This is a genomic window from Bacteroides nordii, from assembly GCF_019930665.1.
GTDB classification, from domain to species: domain Bacteria; phylum Bacteroidota; class Bacteroidia; order Bacteroidales; family Bacteroidaceae; genus Bacteroides; species Bacteroides nordii.
Genome location: NZ_CP082886.1, coordinates 955,993 through 977,654, shown reverse-complemented (window position 1 = coordinate 977,654; position 21,662 = coordinate 955,993). Strand labels below are relative to the sequence as shown.

The 21,662-nt window shown below is 40.6% G+C and carries 20 protein-coding genes; 17 read left to right on the top strand and 3 right to left on the bottom strand.

All coding sequences use genetic code 11. The annotated features are described in order from the left end of the window. Positions 1-518: 518 nt before the first annotated feature. From K8P02_RS03730 to K8P02_RS03650, 17 genes are all read left to right on the top strand, one after another. Positions 519-4,517 (top strand): hybrid sensor histidine kinase/response regulator transcription factor, encoded by a 3,999-nt coding sequence (locus K8P02_RS03730; protein ID WP_025866923.1) that lies wholly within the window; start codon positions 519-521, stop codon positions 4,515-4,517. Between the two features lie 535 nt (positions 4,518-5,052). After that, positions 5,053-5,379, top strand: coding sequence for an ArsR/SmtB family transcription factor (locus K8P02_RS03725; RefSeq protein WP_002561918.1), 327 nt, complete (start codon positions 5,053-5,055; stop codon positions 5,377-5,379). A 76-nt stretch (positions 5,380-5,455) separates the two neighbouring features. Further along, the gene (locus K8P02_RS03720; protein WP_002561919.1) at positions 5,456-5,689 is read left to right on the top strand and encodes a thioredoxin family protein; all 234 of its coding nucleotides are present in this window, start codon (positions 5,456-5,458) and stop codon (positions 5,687-5,689) included. A gap of 11 nt (positions 5,690-5,700) precedes the next feature. Next, positions 5,701-6,144 (top strand): nitrophenyl compound nitroreductase subunit ArsF family protein, encoded by a 444-nt coding sequence (locus K8P02_RS03715; protein WP_002561920.1) that lies wholly within the window; start codon positions 5,701-5,703, stop codon positions 6,142-6,144. A gap of 1 nt (position 6,145) precedes the next feature. Then, entirely contained in the window at positions 6,146-6,853 is a 708-nt protein-coding gene (locus K8P02_RS03710) for an aromatic aminobenezylarsenical efflux permease ArsG family transporter (RefSeq protein ID WP_025866924.1), read from the top strand. A 35-nt stretch (positions 6,854-6,888) separates the two neighbouring features. After that, a complete protein-coding gene (gene arsD / locus K8P02_RS03705; protein WP_002561922.1) occupies positions 6,889-7,215 on the top strand; it encodes an arsenite efflux transporter metallochaperone ArsD in 327 nt (108 codons plus the stop codon). A gap of 25 nt (positions 7,216-7,240) precedes the next feature. After that, entirely contained in the window at positions 7,241-8,953 is a 1,713-nt protein-coding gene (gene arsA, locus K8P02_RS03700) for an arsenical pump-driving ATPase (RefSeq protein WP_002561923.1), read from the top strand. A gap of 4 nt (positions 8,954-8,957) precedes the next feature. Then, positions 8,958-9,386 carry an arsenate reductase ArsC gene (locus K8P02_RS03695; protein ID WP_002561924.1) on the top strand — a complete coding sequence of 143 codons (429 nt, stop codon included), beginning with the start codon at positions 8,958-8,960 and terminating at the stop codon, positions 9,384-9,386. 12 nt (positions 9,387-9,398) lie between these two features. Further along, positions 9,399-10,445 carry an ACR3 family arsenite efflux transporter gene (gene arsB / locus K8P02_RS03690; protein ID WP_025866925.1) on the top strand — a complete coding sequence of 349 codons (1,047 nt, stop codon included), beginning with the start codon at positions 9,399-9,401 and terminating at the stop codon, positions 10,443-10,445. Positions 10,446-10,724: 279 nt separating this feature from the next. Beyond that, positions 10,725-12,005, top strand: a complete 1,281-nt coding sequence (locus K8P02_RS03685) for a site-specific integrase (RefSeq protein WP_005795594.1) — start codon at positions 10,725-10,727, stop codon at positions 12,003-12,005. 66 nt (positions 12,006-12,071) lie between these two features. After that, positions 12,072-13,364, top strand: a complete 1,293-nt coding sequence (locus K8P02_RS03680) for a PDDEXK nuclease domain-containing protein (protein WP_005795596.1) — start codon at positions 12,072-12,074, stop codon at positions 13,362-13,364. A 10-nt stretch (positions 13,365-13,374) separates the two neighbouring features. Next, positions 13,375-14,394: a hypothetical protein gene (locus tag K8P02_RS03675; protein WP_005795598.1), complete on the top strand. Its 1,020-nt coding sequence runs from the start codon at positions 13,375-13,377 to the stop codon at positions 14,392-14,394. Between the two features lie 223 nt (positions 14,395-14,617). Continuing rightward, positions 14,618-14,926 (top strand): DUF3853 family protein, encoded by a 309-nt coding sequence (locus K8P02_RS03670; protein WP_007842330.1) that lies wholly within the window; start codon positions 14,618-14,620, stop codon positions 14,924-14,926. A 14-nt stretch (positions 14,927-14,940) separates the two neighbouring features. Next, positions 14,941-16,017: an AAA family ATPase gene (locus K8P02_RS03665; protein ID WP_009319341.1), complete on the top strand. Its 1,077-nt coding sequence runs from the start codon at positions 14,941-14,943 to the stop codon at positions 16,015-16,017. 216 nt (positions 16,018-16,233) lie between these two features. After that, positions 16,234-17,193 (top strand): toprim domain-containing protein, encoded by a 960-nt coding sequence (locus K8P02_RS03660; RefSeq protein ID WP_005795604.1) that lies wholly within the window; start codon positions 16,234-16,236, stop codon positions 17,191-17,193. A 211-nt stretch (positions 17,194-17,404) separates the two neighbouring features. Further along, the gene (locus K8P02_RS03655; protein WP_004308779.1) at positions 17,405-18,808 is read left to right on the top strand and encodes a hypothetical protein; all 1,404 of its coding nucleotides are present in this window, start codon (positions 17,405-17,407) and stop codon (positions 18,806-18,808) included. 88 nt (positions 18,809-18,896) lie between these two features. Further along, complete coding sequence (locus tag K8P02_RS03650) at positions 18,897-19,250, top strand: nuclear transport factor 2 family protein (protein ID WP_004308780.1); 354 nt, start codon at positions 18,897-18,899, stop codon at positions 19,248-19,250. A gap of 292 nt (positions 19,251-19,542) precedes the next feature. Here the strand turns inward: K8P02_RS03650 and K8P02_RS03645 are convergent, their stop codons facing one another. Genes K8P02_RS03645 through mef(En2) form a run of 3 tightly spaced genes read right to left on the bottom strand, consistent with a single transcriptional unit; the run spans position 19,543 to position 21,439 of the window. After that, positions 19,543-19,686 (bottom strand): hypothetical protein, encoded by a 144-nt coding sequence (locus tag K8P02_RS03645; RefSeq protein WP_004308782.1) that lies wholly within the window; start codon positions 19,684-19,686, stop codon positions 19,543-19,545. 10 nt (positions 19,687-19,696) lie between these two features. Continuing rightward, positions 19,697-20,209 carry a lincosamide nucleotidyltransferase Lnu(AN2) gene (gene lnu(AN2) / locus K8P02_RS03640; RefSeq protein ID WP_004308783.1) on the bottom strand — a complete coding sequence of 171 codons (513 nt, stop codon included), beginning with the start codon at positions 20,207-20,209 and terminating at the stop codon, positions 19,697-19,699. A gap of 24 nt (positions 20,210-20,233) precedes the next feature. Then, positions 20,234-21,439: a macrolide efflux MFS transporter Mef(En2) gene (gene mef(En2) / locus K8P02_RS03635; RefSeq protein WP_005786079.1), complete on the bottom strand. Its 1,206-nt coding sequence runs from the start codon at positions 21,437-21,439 to the stop codon at positions 20,234-20,236. Positions 21,440-21,662 lie beyond the last annotated feature (223 nt).

Here is a 21,662-nt window from a genome sequence, read left to right as displayed (position 1 = left end):
TCTTCATTAATTACTTAACAGCCGACTCCTTTTGGATAGCACACTGATTATCAGAATAACAAACATTTAATTATGAGTATTTTTAACTCAACTATTGAGTATAAATTAACCACTTCCAACACTTATTGTCAGTGCCCAATTACAATACCCCAAGTAACAATTAATTATATAGCTATCAGAATATCCCCAAAATTAAGAAATAAAAAAATGATAAATTGAGAAAAATTTTCATCATATAGAAAAAGGACAAAAGTAAAGTTAGTTATTATCAAAGAACATATCAACCATATCTTATATAAAGATTGAATTAAATCTGGGATAATTTATGTTCATCAATGGTTAAAGAGTTGTAGATTGATAACTTTTCCATACTTTTGAAACCGTTTTTTTACACCCTTCAGCGAAGAGACAACGTAAAATTATTAGCTACTAATGAAACAAAATTCATTTATTTTGGTTGATATTTAACGAATATTTTATAATTTTGTAGATGTGTTTTTGAATCTTTTGCGAGAAATATGAAAATATCTTTAAACATTAGACGGATTTTTCTTTTTACTATTTTTTTCATCAGTAGTTCCGTAAGCAGGTGCCAGATTTATAAGTACATAGGACTGGAAGACGGTCTGAGCAACCAGAAAATATATCATATCCAAAAAGACCGAAGAGGATATATGTGGTTTCTAACCCAGGAAGGGGTAGACCGTTATGATGGAAAACATATCAAGCATTACAACTTTTCAGACGGCAGCATGAAGCTGGATTCGCGGGTTGCTTTGAGTTGGCTCTATATGGACAACGAGAATGTATTATGGGTAATCGGTCAGAAGGGTCGTATTTTCAAATATGATTCGCAGCATGATAAATTCGAACTGGTTTACGTACATCCGGAGCTAATCAAAAATAAGTCGCAGGCATTTATGAATTACGGTTATTTGGACAAAAGCGATCGTATGTGGCTATGTTATAAAGACAGCATTACCTGGTATGATATCCATGCCGGAACGACTTTACATATGCCTACACCGGTCAACGGTGAAATAACTGCCATTGCACAGATGGATACTAACCATTTCTTTATCGGTACAGGAAGTGGTCTGTTTCGTGCCAGGATAGAAAGGGGGAAGCTGAATATAGTACATGACGAAGCAGTAGAAAGTATCAATACACCAGTGCATGAACTCTATTACCACGCCATTTCCAAACAACTGTTTGTGGGAAATTATAAAGAGGGAATACTTATATACGACATGGGGAAAACAGGAAAAATCATCCCTTGTCAATCGCTCAATAATGTAGAGATAAACCGGATCGTTACTTTGAACGCTCATGAACTTCTAATAGCCACAGGCGGGAAAGGTGTATATAAACTGGATATGAATACATGTATAAGTGAACCCTATATAACGGCCGATTATAGTAGTTATAACGGAATGAACGGAAACAATATTAATGATATTTATGTGGATGAGGATGAACGCATCTGGCTTGCCAATTATCCTACCGGTATTACCATCCGTAACAACCGTTATGGAAGTTATGACCTAATAAAACATTCCATTGGCAACAACCTTTCACTGGTGAACGACCAGGTCCATGATGTGATGGAGGACAGTGACGGTGACCTCTGGTTTGCAACCAGTAACGGCATCAGTCTTTATCAGACCGATACAAAAGAATGGCGTTCATTCCTCAGTTCTTTTGATCCGGTACCGGATAACGAGAATCACATTTTTTTAGCACTGTGTGAGGTCTCTCCCGGCGTAATATGGGCTGGCGGTTTTATGCCAGGCATTTGCAAGATAGAAAAAAAGAAAGGGTTTAAGCTCAGCCACCTCTCTCCTGCTACTATTGCGGGAGTACGTCCCGACCAATACATATTTGACATTAAGAAAGATTCGGACGGTGATGTCTGGTCCGGTGGATATTATCACCTGAAACGCATTAATCTTGAGACTAAAAGAGTGCGTCTATATCCGGGAGTAAACTCCATCACCACTATTCAAGAGAAAGACACCCGGCATATGTGGATCGGTACAAGAATGGGGCTCTATCAGCTTGACAAGGAATCCGGGATTTACCAATATGTTGACCTGCCCGTTGAATCTCCCTATATATGTGCATTATACCAGAGGAATGACGGTATCCTATATATCGGCACTCGTGGAGCTGGACTGCTTATATATGACATCGATAAAAAGAAGTTCATCCATCAATATCATACAGACAACTGTGCACTGATTTCCGATAATATCTATACAATTCTCCCACGTCAGGACAAGAGTCTCCTCATGGGTACAGAAAACGGAATTACCATTTACTCGCCTAAAGAACACTCCTTCCGCAATTGGACACGGGAACAAGGATTGATGAGTGTCAATTTTAATACCGGCTCTGCTACAGCCTATAGCAAAAACACACTTGTTTTTGGTAGCAATAACGGGGCTGTCAGGTTCCCAACAGACATACAGATACCGGAACCGCATTACTCCCGTTTGTTATTGCGCGATTTTATGATAGCCTATCATCCCGTTTATCCTGGTGATGACGGCTCTCCTCTGGAAAAGGATATTGACGAGACTGACCGATTAAAATTGACTTACGGACAAAACTCCTTTTCTCTTGATGTAACTTCCATTAATTATGATTATCCTTCTAACATTCTTTATTCATGGAAAATTGACGGTTTTCATAAAGAATGGAGCCGTCCGAGCCAAGACAACCGGATTATTGTAAGAAACCTGCCGCCCGGCGATTATACTTTGCAGATTCGTGCCGTATCCAATGAGGAAAAATATAAGACCTATGAGACCAGAAACATTCAGATTATCATAACGCCTCCAGCATGGGCCAGTGTATGGGCCATGGCGGTATATGCGATCCTGCTGGTGCTGATTATGGGTATCATATTCCGTATCATCATGCTACACAAACAGAAGAAGATTTCGGATGAGAAGACACGGTTCTTCATTAATACGGCCCATGACATACGTACCCCGCTCACATTGATAAAGGCTCCACTGGAGGAAGTCGTAGAAAATTGTATGGTAAAGGAACAAGCATTACCGCACATGAATATGGCCCTTAGAAATGTAAATACATTGCTCCAGTTAACGACCAACCTGATAAATTTCGAACGGGTAGGTGTCTACTCTTCCCACCTTTATGTTTCCGAATACGAATTGAACTCCTATATGGATAATGTTTGTGCCACTTTCCGTAAATATGCTGAAATGAGACATGTCAGGTTTGTTTACGAAAGCAATTTTAACTATCTGAATGTGTGGTTTGACAGTGACAAGATGGGATCTATTCTGAAGAATATCCTGTCCAATGCACTGAAGTACACACCTGAAGGTGGCAGCGTACATATTTATGCCTGCGAGGAAGCGAACTCCTGGAGCATCGAAGTGAAAGATACCGGAATCGGTATTCCCGCATGTGAACAGAAGAAACTGTTCAGGAATTATTTCCGGGGGAGCAACGTTATCAACCTCAAAGTGACAGGCGCCGGAATCGGGTTGATGCTGGTATACAAGCTGGTCAGATTACATAAAGGCAAGATTCAAATTCAGAGTACTGAACATCAAGGGACCTGTGTACAAGTTACCTTCCCGAAAGGAAACAGCCATCTCCATAAGGCAAAATTCATATCTCCCAAGACACCGGATGAATGTCCGGAGATTATCATACCTGATAGTGCTTCAAATCAACCGTCCATAGAAATATCCCAGGCAAACGGTTCTTTACAACGTATCCTGATAGTAGAGGACAATGATGACTTACGTAATTATCTTGTTGATATGTTCAGAACGAGTTATAATATCCAGTCCTGTCCAAATGGAAAGGATGCGCTTGTCATAATACGGGAATTTAATCCGAATCTCATTATATCCGATATAATGATGCCCGAGATGGGTGGTGATGAACTCTGCTCAGTTATAAAAGGCGACCTTGAAATGTCACATATTCCAGTCATCTTGCTGACTGCGCTGGGAGATGAAAAAAACATGCTCGAAGGACTGGAAATTGGAGCAGATGCCTACATCACAAAACCTTTCAGCGTAGGGATACTCAAGGCAACGGTCAAAAACATACTTGCAAATCGCACGATGCTCCGTCAGGTTTATAACAGTATCGAAGATGAAAAACAGAATCTTCCGTCCAACTGCACCAATACTTTGGACTGGAAATTCATAGTCTCTGTCAAGGAGTGCATAGAAAACAACATGGGAAATCCGGATTTCAATGTGGACATACTCAGTAGTCAGCATCACATGAGCCGTACAAGTTTCTTCAACAAATTAAAAGCATTGACCGGCTATGCTCCGGCTGATTATATCCGGATGATACGTCTGCAACATGCCGCACAATTGCTGAAACAGGGTGAATATACAATAACGGAGATTGCCGACATAGTCGGATTCTCGGATACAAAATATTTCCGCGAAGTATTTAAAAAATATTATAATGTAAGTCCAAGCAAATTTAATAAAAGTCAGAATATTGATGGCTAATAAAAAGCCCCACTAATCTGAGCCTCAGTGTCTCAAGCATATCATTCCTCCTCAGTTCTAATCTTCTTGGTTTTCCTGACCGGAACGATGTGCAAGACATACTGGGATTTTTTAATTATCATCAGTTCCCTACTCTTTCCTTTGTTTTTCTGCCACCGTAAGCACCAACTTTTATAATTGCACATAAAACCGATTCAATAACTTGGCCCAAGATATCCAAATGATAAAAATTCATTTAAAGCCTCGTTACTTTCAAATATATAATTGTCTTTGAAGTTATTAGTGATTTCGGAGTACATTTCTCTCGCCACCAGTGAGAGAAATGCGGATTCTCTATATGTTTCATAAAACTGCTTCATTCTCCAAAAGTTTTTATCTAAAAAACTTTTAAGGTTAGGTCAGTACTATTGAGAAATTCTACCAGTTCCTTAACAAAAGGGTACCCTCTATCCGAAAAAAATATGCCGCATAATTTGGCTATTAAAAACATTGTTCGTAGTTTTGCGAACAACAAATTAAAAAAAGGAGAATTGAAGTGAAAGAGAAACAGTACACAACAGAGCAGGAACAGATTGCTCGTTTTGCCAAGGCAATGGGGCACCCGGCACGAATGGCTATTCTTGCTTTTTTGGCAAAACAAGAAAGTTGTTTCTTTGGTGATATTCACGAAGAACTTCCTATCGCTAAAGCAACCGTTTCGCAACATTTGAAAGAACTGAAAGAAGCTGGCTTAATTCAGGGTGAAATAGAAACGCCCAAAGTCCGGTATTGTATAAACCGGGAAAACTGGGAACTTGCCCGAAAGTTATTTGCTACTTTCTTAGGGGACTGCCAATGTAAAGATACATCGTGCTGTAAATAACAGCACCTTTTTTTGGAATAATTGTTCGTAGTTCTACGAATTACGATTATCATATTAACTTTAAAGTAGAATGGCAATGGAAATTAAAGTATTAGGCACAGGATGTTCAAGCTGTAAAGCATTGTATGAGACCACTAAGCAAGCAATTTCAGAATTAGGTTGCAATGCAACACTTATCAAAGAGGAAGATTTATTGAAAATCATGGAATATAACATTTTAGGACTTCCGGCTTTGGTAATTAACGAGAAAGTTGTATCAGCCGGAAAAAAGTTATCCCTTGCAGAAGTAAAAGAATTGATAACCAAATAAAAAAATCGACTATGAGAAAGTTATTTTATCTACTGATTGCCACGCTGGTCTTAGTCTCCTGTGAAAATGGTTCAAAGAAAAAGACCGGAGAAAACCAAGAGGAAGAAATACAGTCTAACCGCATAGAGGTTCTTTATTTTCATGGAGCACAACGATGTATCACTTGCCGGGCGATAGAAACAAATACAGTAGCCCTTTTGGATAACCTTTATGCCAAAGAAAAAGCAGAGGGTAAAATTATCTACAAAGTAATAGATATTTCAAAGAAAGAAAATGAAGCGATTGCAGACAAGTACGAAGTTACATGGTCGTCTTTGTTTGTGAACGGCTGGAAAGACGGTAAAGAGAATGTAAACAATATGACCGAGTTTAGTTTTTCCAATGCCAAAAATACACCAGACAAGTTTAAAGAGGGAATTAAAAGCAAGATTGACGAATTGTTAAAACAGTTGTAAGATGGATTTTCTTCAATCGCTATTAGATAACAGTTCTATTCCTGCTATTACAGCTTTTATCTTGGGGATTTTAACAGCGGTCAGCCCGTGTCCGTTAGCAACCAACATAACGGCAATAGGATTTATTAGTAAGGACATAGAACACCATCACCGGATATTTATAAACGGATTGCTTTATACTTTCGGCAGAATAGTAAGCTATACGGTTCTTGGCTTTATCCTTATCCCTATTCTCCGTGAGGGGGCAAGTATGTTTATGGTTCAAAAAGCCGTAAGCAAGTACGGGGAAATGCTGATTGCTCCGGCGTTAATCATCATTGGAATATTTATGCTCGATATAATAAAACTTAATCTGCCCAAAATCAATATCGGCGGTGAAAATTTGAAAAAGAGGACTAAAGGCGGTTGGGGGGCTATGCTATTGGGTGTTTTATTCGCCCTCGCTTTTTGCCCTACCAGTGGAGTATTTTATTTCGGTATACTTATACCCCTGTCAGCAGCAGAAACAGGCGGGTATCTCTTGCCTGTAATTTACGCTATTGCTACAGGATTACCCGTAATCCTTGTTGCATGGATTTTAGCGTACAGTGTTGCCGGACTGGGTAAATTTTACAACCGGATGCAAATATTCGAGAAATGGTTTCGTAAAATAGTTGCTATCCTCTTTATTGCGGTAGGAATTTATTATACAGTAGTCTTTTATCTATAAATAAACATAGAGTATCATTTAAAATAAAATAGAGTATGAAAAAGATAGAAATTTTCGACCCGGCAATGTGTTGCCCTACGGGTCTTTGTGGAACAAATATCAACCCTGAATTAATGCGTATTGCGGTTGTTATTGAAACATTGAAAAAACAGGGTATCATCGTAACCCGTCACAATTTACGTGACGAACCACAAGTGTATGTAAGTAATAGAACGGTAAACGAGTATCTGCAAAAACATGGGGCAGATGCGCTGCCTATTACTTTAGTGGACGGCAAAATCGCTGTTTCACAGACCTATCCTACCACCAAACAAATGAGTGAATGGACAGGTATCAATTTGGATTTTATGCCAGTAAAATAAACATTCAACAGCTAATTACATAAAAATGAAAACATTTAATTTAGCAGATATAACTTTGACGAAATACCTTTTCTTCACCGGAAAAGGCGGCGTAGGGAAAACTTCGATTGCCTGTGCTACTGCGGTAGGTTTGGCAGATAATGGAAAGAAAATACTTCTTATCAGTACAGACCCGGCTTCAAACCTGCAAGATGTGTTTAATCAAACACTGAACGGACACGACACGGATATTCAAGAAGTACCCGGCTTAACGGTCGTTAATCTCGACCCGGAACAAGCCGCAGCCGAATACAGGGAAAGCGTTATTGCTCCTTTCCGGGGACAACTGCCCGAAAGTGTAATTCAGAATATGGAAGAACAACTTTCAGGCTCTTGTACGGTAGAAATTGCGGCTTTCAACCAGTTTTCCGATTTTATCACGGATGCCAATAAAGCAAAAGAATACGACCATATTATCTTTGATACAGCCCCCACGGGACACACGTTGCGAATGCTACAACTTCCATCAGCATGGAGTACATTTATTAGTGAGAGTACACACGGTGCATCTTGCTTAGGTCAATTATCCGGTTTAGAAGAACGAAAAGGTATCTATAAGCAGGCAGTTGAAACACTTTCGGATGCAAAAGCAACTCGCTTAGTGTTGGTTAGCCGTCCTGAAATTGCACCACTAAAAGAAGCCGCCCGTTCTTCACATGAATTGCAATTACTGGGAATTAAAAACCAGCTATTGATAATCAACGGGCTTTTGCTGCAATTAGATGAAGCCGACAGCGTATCGAAACAGATATATGACAGGCAGCAAAACGCCCTGAAACAGACCCCTGCGGAACTGCTGGAATATTCGTCTTACTATGTTCCTTTACGGTCATACAATTTATCTGATATTGCGAATATCCGCCGGATGCTTTACAATGATAATTTAACAAATAATACAAACTACCAACAGATTACTGATGCCAAAGGGATGGATGAACTGGTAAACGACCTCTATCAATCAGGAAAAAGGGTTGTTTTTACTATGGGAAAAGGCGGAGTGGGAAAAACCACTTTAGCTACTGAAATAGCCCTAAAATTAACAAAACTGGGTGCGAAGGTACATCTTACCACCACTGACCCGGCAAACCATCTGAATTATAACCTTGCTGTTCAGGCGGGTATTACAGTAAGCCGTATTGATGAAACGGAAGTATTAGAAGCTTATAAAAACGAGGTTCGCAGTAAAGCAGCAGAAACAATGACTGCCGAAGATATGGAATATATAGAGGAAGATTTACGTTCACCGTGTACGCAGGAAATCGCAGTATTCCGGGCTTTTGCTGAAATTGTCGATAAAGCGGAAAATGAAGTCGTAGTAATTGATACCGCACCCACCGGACACACTTTGTTATTGCTGGATGCAACAGAAAGTTACCATAAAGAGGTGCAACGTACACATGGCGATACCCCCGCTTCGGTAAGAAAACTGTTGCCACGTTTAAGAAACCAGCAGGAAACAGAAGTCGTTATTGTGACCCTGCCCGAGGCAACACCCGTATTTGAAGCCGAACGCTTACAAATGGATTTACTACGTGCCGGGATTAATAATAAATGGTGGGTCGTGAATGCTTGCTTGTCATTAACTGATACTGAAAATTCTTTCTTGCGGGCAAAGGCGCAAAATGAATTGGTTTGGATTAAGAAAGTAGAAGAATTGTCAAAGGGAAATGCTGCCCTGATAGCTTGGAAAAATAAGTAAAAACATGAAGATTTTAATTCTTTGTACAGGGAATAGCTGCCGCAGCCAAATGGTACATGGCTTTTTAGAATCATTTGACAATAAACTGGATGTCTTTTCAGCAGGAACAAAACCTGCTGAAAAGGTTAATCCGATGGCGGTAAAGGTTATGGATGAAATGGGTATAGATTTAACCCGCCATACCCCTAAAAATGTAAACCTATATATAGGGCAGAAATGGGACTATGTTATTACGGTCTGCGGTGGGGCAAATGAAAGCTGCCCGATATTTACGGGTGAAGTAAGAAACAGGTTGCATATAGGATTTGACGACCCCTCGGAAGCAACCGGAACGCCGGAGTTTATAAACAGTGAATTTCATCGGGTACGGGATGAGATAAAAGCCCGTTTCTATGACTTCTACCTGAACGAATTAAAACCACAATTAAGCTAAATAGTTGTTGCTATGGAAAAGAAACAAGGAATTGGATTTTTTGAAAAATACCTGACTATCTGGGTTGCCTTGTGCATCATTATTGGAATTGCCGTGGGACAATGGCTTCCGGCAATTCCGCAAACATTAAGCAAATTTGAATATGCCAACGTGTCTATACCCGTGGCAATCCTGATTTGGTTAATGATTTATCCGATGATGCTAAAAGTGGATTTTCAAAGTGTTAAGAATGTAGGCAAGCGTCCGAAAGGAATAATAGTCACTTGCGTTACAAATTGGCTGATAAAGCCGTTTACCATGTTCGGAATAGCTTATTTATTCTTCTACATGGTTTTCAAAGCCTTTATACCTGCCGGATTAGCCGAAGAATATTTAGCCGGAGCGGTATTATTGGGGGCTGCACCTTGTACTGCTATGGTGTTTGTGTGGAGTTATCTTACCAAAGGGGATGCCGCTTATACGCTGGTACAAGTGGCAGTGAATGATTTAATCATATTAGTAGCATTCGCCCCTACCGTTGCTTTCCTGCTGGGAGTTGGCGGCGTATCTATCCCGTGGGACACCCTGTTGCTATCCGTAGGGCTGTTTGTTGTGATACCACTTGCTGCCGGGGTCATTACCCGAATAATGGTTATCCGCCGCAAAGGTATGGAATATTTCAATAACGTATTTATTAAGAAATTTAATAATTATACGGTAGGTGGGTTGCTATTAACGCTTATTATCCTGTTTTCATTTCAGGGAGAAACAATACTGAACAATCCTCTGCATATCTTATTGATTGCAGTTCCGCTTGTGTTGCAAACGGTTCTGATATTCTTCGTTGCTTATGGTTGGGCGAAATGGTGGAAATTACCCCATGATGTTGCCGCACCTGCCGGAATGATTGGGGCAAGTAATTTCTTTGAATTGGCGGTTGCTGTGGCTATTTCACTTTTCGGTTTACAATCAGGTGCAGCACTGGCCACAGTTGTCGGTGTATTAGTAGAAGTTCCGATAATGCTAATGTTAGTGAGGATTGCTAACCATACACAAGATTGGTTCCTGACTACCAAATAACGATACAACAAGAATTCAATTTTAGCTTTATAGTAAGAGAACCAAATGTTAGAAAATGATAAGAGCCTGCAAAACATTGTTTTTGCAGGCTCTTATTAATATATCCAGCGGAGAGAGAGGCTCTCGAACCTACATATTCAAGAAATATCATAAAATTGCAAATCATTAATAATCAAGCACTATTTGGAGTACATAGTAAATCTAAATCTTTCTGAATATCTTTTGCTATTCCAAATATTGGGTGTATATTTGGGTGTAGAATTTCAAACACACCCAATTATGAATATCAAACGAAACATCATTTTTGCATTGGAAAGCCGGAAGAAGAACGGTGTGCCAATCGTGGAGAACGTGCCTATCCGTATGCGTGTCATATACGCAAGTCAGCGCATTGAGTTTACAACGGGTTACCGCATTGATGTAGCCAAGTGGGATGCTGACAAGCAGCGAGTGAAGAACGGGTGTACCAACAAACTAAAGCAAAGTGCATCTGAAATCAATGCCGATCTGCTGAAATACTATACCGAAATTCAAAACGTGTTCAAGGAATTTGAGGTACAGGAAGCCATGCCCACTACCCAACAGCTAAAGGACGCATTCAACCTGCGGATGAAAGATACAAGTGAAGACCAGGAAGACGTAAAGATAAGTTTTTGGGAGGTATTCGATGAATTTGTAAAAGAATGCGGCAACCAGAATAACTGGACTGAATCCACATACGAAAAGTTTGCAGCCGTTAAAAATCACCTCAAGGAGTTCAAGGAAGATTTAACCTTTGAATATTTCAATGAATTCGGACTGAACGAATATGTCAATTTCCTGCGCGACAAAAAGGATATGAGGAACAGTACCATCGGTAAACAAATGGGATTCCTCAAATGGTTCCTGCGGTGGAGCTTCAAGAAAGACTATCACCAGAATATAGCATACGATACGTTCAAACCGAAATTGAAAACCACCCCCAAGAAGGTAATCTTCCTGACATGGGAAGAACTGAACAGACTTAAAGACTATCAGATACCCAAAGACAAACAGTATCTGGAACGTGTCCGGGATGTTTTCCTGTTCTGTTGCTTTACCAGTCTGCGTTATTCAGATGTTCGCAACCTAAAGAGAAGTGATGTCAAGTCCGACCATATAGAAGTCACCACCGTTAAAACGGCAGATAGTCTGAGTATTGAACTGAACAAGTACAGTAAAGCCATACTTGAAAAATACAAGGACATCCATTTTGAAAACCACATGGTATTGCCTGTTATCAGCAATCAGAAAATGAATGATTATCTGAAAGAACTGGGAGAACTGGCAGAAATTAACGAACCTATACGTGAAACCTACTATAAAGGGAATGAGCGCATAGATGAAGTTACCCCGAAATACGCATTGCTCAGTACTCATGCAGGAAGAAGAACATTCATCTGTAATGCGCTGGCTCTAGGTATTCCGGCACAGGTTGTAATGAAATGGACAGGACACAGTGATTATAAAGCCATGAAGCCCTACATTGACATAGCCGATGATATTAAGGCTAATGCAATGAACAAGTTTAACCAACTATAAAAGTATCAGTCTGTTTCACAGATTATCCATTATTAGAGTTATCTTTGTTAAGTAATAGTTAGTAATATGGAAAATAACAACGAACATAATATAAAGAAAGGTCATTTTGATGCCTTTGTCCATGCTGTCGGTTCGGAAATAGAACAGGCACAAGTCCGGCTCATTACCGCAGCCAATGCCCAGATGTTGTTCCATTACTGGAAAATGGGCAATTATATACTGTACCACCAAAACCTGCATGGCTGGGGTGGTAAAATTATCAAGAAGTTGGCACAGGCAATCAGATTCAATTATCCTGAAAAGAAGGGATATTCGGAGCGTAATCTTACTTATATGTGCCAGTTTGCCCGTTTATATCCGTTAAATGTACTTCGTAGTTTTATTGAAACAGATTCAATACTGTCAGTCCCTAATATTCAAAACATTACTAATGAAGTCCTTAAACTCAACAGCGGGCAATTTACGCAGGAGCTTACTGCGCAAATACAATCAGCTGATAATCAATCTTTAGAAATTACGCAGGAGGTTCCTGCGCAATTTCAGAATGTAGAAAAAACAGTAGCAACCATCTATAAAATAAAAATAGAGGATATAGAAGATTTATTCTTGGCGTCACCGATTGCAAGAATAAATTGGGCAAGCCATATGGTCATACTCAATAATCCGCTACCATTAGGTGTAAGGTATTGGTATATGAAACAATCTGTAGAAATGGGTTGGAGCAGTAATGTGCTGAAAATGCAGATTGAAAGTAATCTGTATGACAGACAAATCAAGAGTAACAAGGTAAACAACTTCACTGCCACACTTCCGGCACCTCAAAGCGATCTTGCCAATTATCTGTTAAAAGACCCGTATATCTTTGACTTGGCAGGAGCAAAGGAAAAGGCTGACGAAAGGGATATAGAAGAACAGTTGGTAAAGCATGTAACCCATTACTTGCTGGAAATGGGTAACGGCTTTGCTTTTGTTGCCAGACAAAAACATTTCCAGATTGGGGACAGTGACTTTTTCGCCGACCTGATTCTATATAATATCAAGCTCCACGCCTATGTCGTCGTGGAATTGAAAGCAACGCCATTCAAACCGGAATATGCAGGGCAGTTAAATTTCTATATCAATGTTGTAGATGATAAACTGAGGGGAGAAAATGATAACAAGACCATCGGTCTTTTGCTGTGCAGGGGTAAGGATGAGGTCGTGGCACAATATGCCTTGGCTGGATATGACCAGCCGATAGGTATCAGCGACTATCAATTGAGCAAGGCAGTACCCGAAAATCTGAAATCTGCCCTACCGAGTATAGAAGAAGTGGAAGAAGAACTGACCTTATTCCTTGACAAGGACAAGAACCCATAATATAAAGTATATGGCAGGAAAGATACAGACGATGATTCCCCAATATGGAGAACTTAACAGAATATACAGAGACTATATAGATAATTACGCTTTTTCTTTTGACAGGCAGAAATTCATATCGGATTTCTATCAGGAGTATAATGACATGAAATCCTTTGAAGCCGCTATCCTTGAACTGGTGCTTGACAAGCAAAAAGAGCAATACACCTTGATACTCAACAGTCTGAAAACTGAAATAGAAAAGAGCATACAGGCTTATGAGATACGCCCGTTAAGTGACAGAGCCATAGAACGTGCTTGCTATCAGCACATGGAAAGGTATTCTCAGGAAATTGAAGCCCAGCTGGATGTTACAAGAAGTCTGAGCAAGCCGCTGAATGAAGCCAACAACAGGTATGATTCCATTGGTTACAGGGAGCATACAGCCGAAGAGGAAAAACAGGCAGAGAAAGAATATGAACGCTGCAAGGCTGAATATGACAGGGAAAAAGCCAAACTGAACAAACTCTATGACCAGCAAAAGGCTACAAGAACAGAGGCATTCCAATATATGAAGAACTGTTGTGCGGACATATACCGTCAAAGCTGCCTTTTTCTGGATATATTGAAGAAATACATTCCTGACGGAAAGCAAGAGAATAAATCAAGCGAGCCAATCAGTCAGCAGGAAACGACAGAAGAACAACAGGAATATTTCAGCATGAAATTACTTTCGCTCATTCATGAGGTGTGCAAAGGAGAACAGTTCGAAGAAATTTCCGCACCAGATTTCTATGCCAATATGAATCTTCACCCCTGCAACTGTAAGCTGAAAATAAAACCGAGAGAGAAAATACGTGTATGCTATCTGATATTCCTGATGAGCGAGAAACTCTCCAAACAGGACAGGGACAAATGGAAAGACAGAATACTGAAACTGCTGGATATTGACGACAGCTACTACAAATCCAAGTACAAGGAGCCTGTTTCAGATTTCCCCAGTGACAGCAACCAAAATTTCGCCAAGGAAATGGAACATATATTCAGATAATCCGTGATATATCCTGATACTTTACGAAAGTTCCACTTTTACCACTCAAAATAATTTTTGAGTGGTATTTTTGTTTTCTGATATTCAATAAGATACAATGATATTCAGTTTGTACCGTCCCCATCCTTACCACTCATAACCCTACCTAATTTTGCATCGTTCGAGAACAGAAATAACAGCCAGTGCGCAGGGCTGATTGTTTAACGACTAAATAGATTGGACGATGACAAATATCCAAGAATTATTATCAAAACCCGTCTGGCAAATGACAGGCGAAGAATTCATATTCCTGAGTAAGCACGCTTCAGGTCAGGCCGAAGCATTGCCGCAACCCGTTACAGACACGGAAAAGAAGTATGTGTACGGAATACTCGGTATAGCCAAACTGTTCGGGTGCAGTCTGCCCACTGCCAACCGCATAAAGAAAAGCGGTAAGATAGACAAGGCGATTACCCAGATAGGGCGCAAGATTATAGTTGATGCAGAACTGGCTCTTGAACTTGCCGGAAAGAAAACAGGAGGACGGAAATAATGGGAGGTATGCTTATGGACTATATGAGAGAAATAAAGGAAATATCTGCAGAACAGGCGATAATCCTTTGGCAAGCCTCACGTCTGAGCCTATCGAAAATCTATGAGAAAGCACCTGAGATTTTAAAAGTGCAAGGTTCGGTCATTGGCACACTGGGCAATTTCAGTGCATCCATAGGCAAAGCCAAAAGTAAAAAGACTTTCAATGTGTCGGCTATTGTAGCCGCCTCATTGAAAAACGGTACGGTACTACGGTATGTGGCAGAACTTCCGGAGAACAAAAGGAAAGTCCTTTATGTGGACACGGAACAAAGCCATTATCACTGCCTGAAAGTCATGAAACGTATTTTACGGCTGGCCGGTCTTCCTGATGACAGGGACAATGAACATCTGGAGTTTCTCGCTTTGAGGAAATACACGCCCGAACAGCGCATCAGGATTGTCGAACAGGCTATCTATAATACACCGGACATAGGGCTTGTAATCATAGACGGCATCCGTGATATGGTATATGACATCAACAGTCCGGGAGAATCGACACGCATCATATCCAAGTTGATGCAGTGGACGGATGACAGGCAAATACACATCCATACGATACTCCACCAGAACAAAGGCGATGAAAACGCAAGAGGGCATATCGGTACGGAGCTGAACAACAAGGCGGAAACCGTTCTTCTCGTGGAAAAGGACAAGAGCAACGGGGATATAAGCAATGTTTCGGCCATGCACATACGTGCAATGGATTTCGAGCCTTTCGCTTTCCGTATCAACGACAATGCATTGCCTGAACTCATAGAGGGGTACAGACCCGAAGCGAAGAAACCCGGAAGACCGGAAGAGGAAAAGTTCGACCCTTACAGGCATATTACCGAACAACAGCACCGCATAGCACTAGAAGCGGCTTTCGGACTGAAAGAGGAATACGGCTACAAGGATCTGGAAACCGCCTTAATCAAGTCTTATATGTCAGTAGGTGTAAAACTGAACCATCAAAAGGCGGTATCACTTATCACCATGCTCCGGAACAAACGGATGATAGTACAGGAGAACGGCAGGAAATACACGTTCAAGCCAGACTTTCACTATTAGACCGTCTAACCTGTAATCACTTCACTTTATTCGGCAGGTCTATATATTAAGGATAAAGCGAAGCGATTGCAGAGAATGTAAAACCGCTTCACTTTATTACCGTATCCTATATATACGAAAATAAAGTGAAGTGATTATACAGACCGTACTTCATAAAAAGGTACGGGCGAAAAGAGAAATAAATATTCCAACCATTATTCAAACACTCATCTTATTATGGATATACAAACAGCAAAACAAATCAGGATAGCGGATTTTCTGTACAGTTTGGGACATTCTCCCGTCAAGCAGCAAGGTATCAACCTGTGGTATAAATCCCCGTTACGGGAAGAGACAGAGCCCTCGTTCAAAATAAATACCGAACGCAACCAATGGTATGATTTTGCAATTGGTAAAGGTGGAAATATCATTGCACTGGCACAGGAACTCTACTATTCCGACTATGTACCTTATCTTCTACAGAAAATCGAGGAACAGACTCCGCACATCCGTCCCGTATCTTTCTCTTTTGGCAAGCAGTCATTTTCCGAACCGAGTTTTCAGGAGTTGGACATTGTACAGCTGACTTCTCCTGCCCTGCTTGCCTATCTACAGGAAAGAGGGATAAACACGGCACTGGCGAAAAGAGAATGTAAGGAAGCCCGTTTCACCCACAACGGCAAACGTTATTTCGCCATTGCTTTTCCGAACATATCGGGTGGATATGAAATCCGCAACCGATATTTCAAGGGATGTATCGCACCAAAAGAAATATCCCATATCAGACAGTCAGGAAAGCCAAGGAGTGCATGTTACGTTTTTGAGGGATTTATGGATTACCTTTCCTTTCTGACCTTAAGACTGGAAAGCTGTCCGCAATCACCCGACTTCGACAGACAGGATTACATAGTTCTTAATTCCGTAGCCAATGTTCCCAAGGCACTCTATCCGTTGGGAAGCTATGAGCGCATCCACTGTTTCTTTGACAATGACCGTGCAGGAATGGAAGCAATACAGCAAATCAGAAAGGAGTATGATGCTACCCGGTATATACGTGACGCCTCGCAAATCTACAGTGGATGTAAAGATCTGAACGAATATTTACAGAAACGAATAGCCGATAGGAAAGAGCAAGCGCAATCTGTCAAAAAGAGGAATGATACACTATCCAAGAAACCGAAAGGCTTCCGGTTATAGCCCACTATAACTACACGCTTCGCTTTCGTAGTTGTGGGCTCTCCCGAGGGGATTAGGGCTTTGCCCTAATGACCCACTCAGGGCGTTTCACCCCTGAGAACCCCGAGCAAAGAGTGACCCTCTCTTTGCAATCTCCGCTTATGGGTTACCCCTAAGAACCCCTCTGCGAAAGCGAGCAAAGTAAATCAATTGTAAACAAAGGAAAGAAGCTATGGCAACAAAATCAAGCATACATATCAAGCCTTGCAACATCGCATCGAGCGAGGCACACAACCGAAGGACTGCCGAGTATATGCGTAATATCGGGGAGTCCAGAATCTATGTCGTTCCCGAACTTTCCACCGATAACGAACAGTGGATAAATCCCGACTTCGGCACTCCCGAACTGCGAACTCATTATGACAATATCAAGCAAATGGTCAAGGAAAAGACCGGACGTGCCATGCAGGAAAAGGAAAGGGAACGCAAGGGAAAGAATGGAAAGATTATCAAGGTGGCGGGATGCTCACCCATCCGTGAAGGAGTATTGCTTATCAGACCGGACACCACACTGGCTGATGTACGCAAATTCGGTGAAGAGTGCCAAAGACGCTGGGGCATCACTCCGCTACAGATTTTCCTGCATAAAGACGAAGGGCATTGGCTGAACGGTCAGCCGGAAGCAGAAGACAAGGAGAGCTTCCAAGTCGGTAACAGATGGTTCAAACCAAATTATCATGCTCATGTCGTATTCGACTGGATGAACCATGAAACTGGAAAGAGCCGAAAGCTCAATGACGAGGATATGGCAACCATGCAGACCCTTGCTTCCGATATTCTCCTGATGGAACGTGGACAGGCAAAAGCTGTCACAGGTAAAGAGCATCTGGAACGAAATGATTTCATCATTGAGAAGCAGAAAGCCGAACTGCAACGTATAGAGGAAACCAAGCGACACAAGGAACAACAAGTAAGCCTTGCCGAACAGGAACTCAAACAGGTAAAAGCAGAGATACGCACGGACAAACTAAAGAAAACAGCCACCAATGCTGCTACCGCCATAGCAAGCGGTGTAGGTTCTCTTTTCGGAAGCGGTAAGCTGAAAGAACTGGAACATCACATCGAGCAGCTACATCAGGAAATTACCAAACGGGACAAAGCTACTGATGAATTAAAAATTCAGATACAACAAATACAGGAACAGCATAGCAGACAAATTCGTAATCTTCAAAGAATACATAATCAAGAACTTGAAGCCAAAGACAAGGAAATATCACGATTGAGCACCTTGCTTGAAAAAGCCCACAAATGGTTTCCCATGTTCAAAGAGATGTTGAGAATGGAAAAATTATGCGCTGTTATCGGGTTTACCAAAGACATGATAGAAAACCTCTTGACAAAGAAAGAATCCATACAATGTAGTGGCAAAATTTATTCCGAAGAACACAGGTGGAAATTTGACATCAAGAATGATATTTTTAGGGTTGAGAAACATCCGATGGATAGTGGTAAGCTTATGCTGACCATAAACCGACAACCCATAGTACAATGGTTTAAGGAACAATGGGAAAAGTTACAGCAGAATCTACGTAACTCGGTGCAGAGAGAGCAAAAATCCAGAGGATTTAGAATATAGAATAGCCTATTATTAATAAAATCAAGTATCTATGCATCCAAACAGATTGTTTTTATTACAGAATCAAAATCCTAAGAATTTATAAAAAATGAAGCCTAAAGAAGTTTTGGAAAAATGGATAGATTGCTTTAACAAAGCAGATGCTTATCATATAGCAGAGCTGTATGCTACTAATGCAGTAAATCATCAAGTCGCAAACGAACCAATAATTGGTAAAGAATCAATCTACAAAATGTTTGTGAATGAATTTGCCACTGCTAAAATGGTTTGTATGGTGGAAAATATTTTTGAAGATGGCGAATGGGCTATCATGGAATGGAAAGACTCTCTTGGACTTCGTGGATGCGGATTTTTTCATGTAAAAGATAACAAAATCGTCTTTCAAAGAGGGTATTGGGATAAACTTTCATTCTTGAAGCAACACAATCTTCCAATTGAATAAGTACTATCAGAATACGGACTGGGAAATTGAAATACCCAGTCCGAGTTATATAATGAATTTTACTTGTTAAACTATTTAAAGTCAGTTGGATAACAAACCATACCTTTCACATTCTCAGTAGCTCCAGGTATTAATTCAGCCACCATGCAATATTCATGAGAGACTTCGAAAGGAAATTCAATTCCTAAATCGATAGCCTTGCGATAGCCAAATCGAGGATAATACTCTTTATGCCCCAATACGACTGCTGTGCCGTAACCCAAAAGTGCTGCCCTCTGATGGGCTTACTGAATCAACATCCCCCCCCAATTCCCTTACGCTGGAATTCCGGCAAGACTGCCAATGGAGCTACACTCAGGGATGTGACAGACTGGGTGTCACTATCTATCTTTACTTCTGTAAGTAAGATATACCAGACAATTTGTTTTTCTGTCATTTTCTTGTTCTTATCTAATTGTTAGGCTCATTGTTGTTATACATTGTTTAATTATAGATAAATCGTGAATATCCTTCTCTCTTAAATCGTAGCCCGAATGGAATACTTGTTGCCCTTTTGCAGAAATGCAAGGGATGCTTCTGCCTTCAAAGACTGCTGTTCCAAAATAGTCCGGTTGAAATTCATACCAGCCTCCATCCAAGTCGGCTTGTTTGGAAGTGCCGTCCGCATTCAAGACAAAAGGATGGATATCAATATAGCCTAATTCTTTGCTATACAGTTCCACACGGGTGGGCAACCAATTTGTTTCAATTTGATATCCTCTCTCCTGCAAAAGATCAAGGAGTTGGTCTGTATAATTGGCATCAAAATCAATGTCAATATCTCTATGCAAGCGGGTTTGCTGTCCGTACAAGACATCCACTCCCCAGCCTCCATCCAACCAAAACTGCATGTCCAGGCTTTCCAACAAGTCCAAAACTTGAAATAACTCTGTAATCGTAGTGTGTTCTTTCTTTGTCATATAATAATTCTTTAATAAATAATACTATGCGTAATTATCCAACTGCTTGATTGAAGAAATAAAATTTGCACCCACTCCAATCAGAAAGATAACCCATCCGCTGATCATAAAGACGGATGTGATACCCCATGCTTCCACCCAATATCCTGAAGCTACGATACCCAGCATTGATGGAAAGGTACTCAAACTAAAGATGAGAGAAAAAGTCCGTCCAAGCATGTCCGAAGCCAAGTTCTGCTGAATAATAGCGATGAAAAGCGCATGGTAAATGGAATAGGCTATGCCTCCTGTAAATGTTAGGCAAACAAAACCTATAAATGCGCTTGATGGTAAATAACTGGCGCTAATCAGATACAATCCCAATATCACATAAGCCGTATGCATCACTAATGTTTGCTTGCTTTTCAAAGCCTTACAGGCAAGTACTAAACCGCCCAACAATGCCCCTGAGCCCCAACCCATTTCCACAACTCCCATTTGCAAAATGTTTCCGTTGAAATGCAGAAGCGTCATAAAAGGAAATAACGTAAAAACAGGCATAAGGACAAAAGTCACCAGCGTAAAGCATACGAATAAAGGCAAAATGCCCATTGTACGCCGCAAGGTATGCCAACATTCCGTCAGTTCTTTTTTGAAATCTGGAAGAACTTTCGTTTTTTGAAGAGAAGGAATCTGGACACAAAGTAAGGTCAGACAAGCAGCAACAGCTCCGATCACATCTATGAGCAGAATATACTGTATGGGAAGCCAAACAACGAGGCTTGCCCCTACAACGGGAGCTATCACCTCACTGAAGGATTGAATGGAATGGTACAAACCTGATACCCTGACAAGATGGTGCTTGGGAACCAGTAGAGGGATGCTTGCCTGTAAAGCAGGTGCATGAAACGTACTGCCTATTGAACGACAAGCAGTCAATAGATAAAAAAAAGAAAGGTCTTTATAACCCTTGGTTATCACAATAAAAAGACATAGGGTACAGAACGCGATGAACAAGTCCGAATAAAACATCGTTTTCTTTCGATTCCATCTGTCAACATAGACCCCGGCAAACAAGCCTAATACAAATTGTGGTAAAAATCCAGCTAAAATAGCCAGAGATAAAGCTGTCGGGGATTTAAATTCGTTGCTAATCCAAAAAATAATGGAGAAGCCAACAATCGTACTTGTTAAAATAGATATGAGTTGGCCTATTCCTATCACGGCCAAAGTTGATTTCCAATGATTCATTGTGCTAATATTTCATGCGTTTATAGATAAGTACTTTCGTACATTAAGCAAAACGAAATTCTATCCACACAAAAAACTTGTATTATAATCCACTCCTGACGTTGGAATACAATAACAAATACTTTCAGGACGATGTAAAGTCCTGAAAAATCAAAGTGAATGGATAGATAAATATTAGTCTTTTCTCATCGGATTCTTTTAATATCGCTACTCTTTTATTATG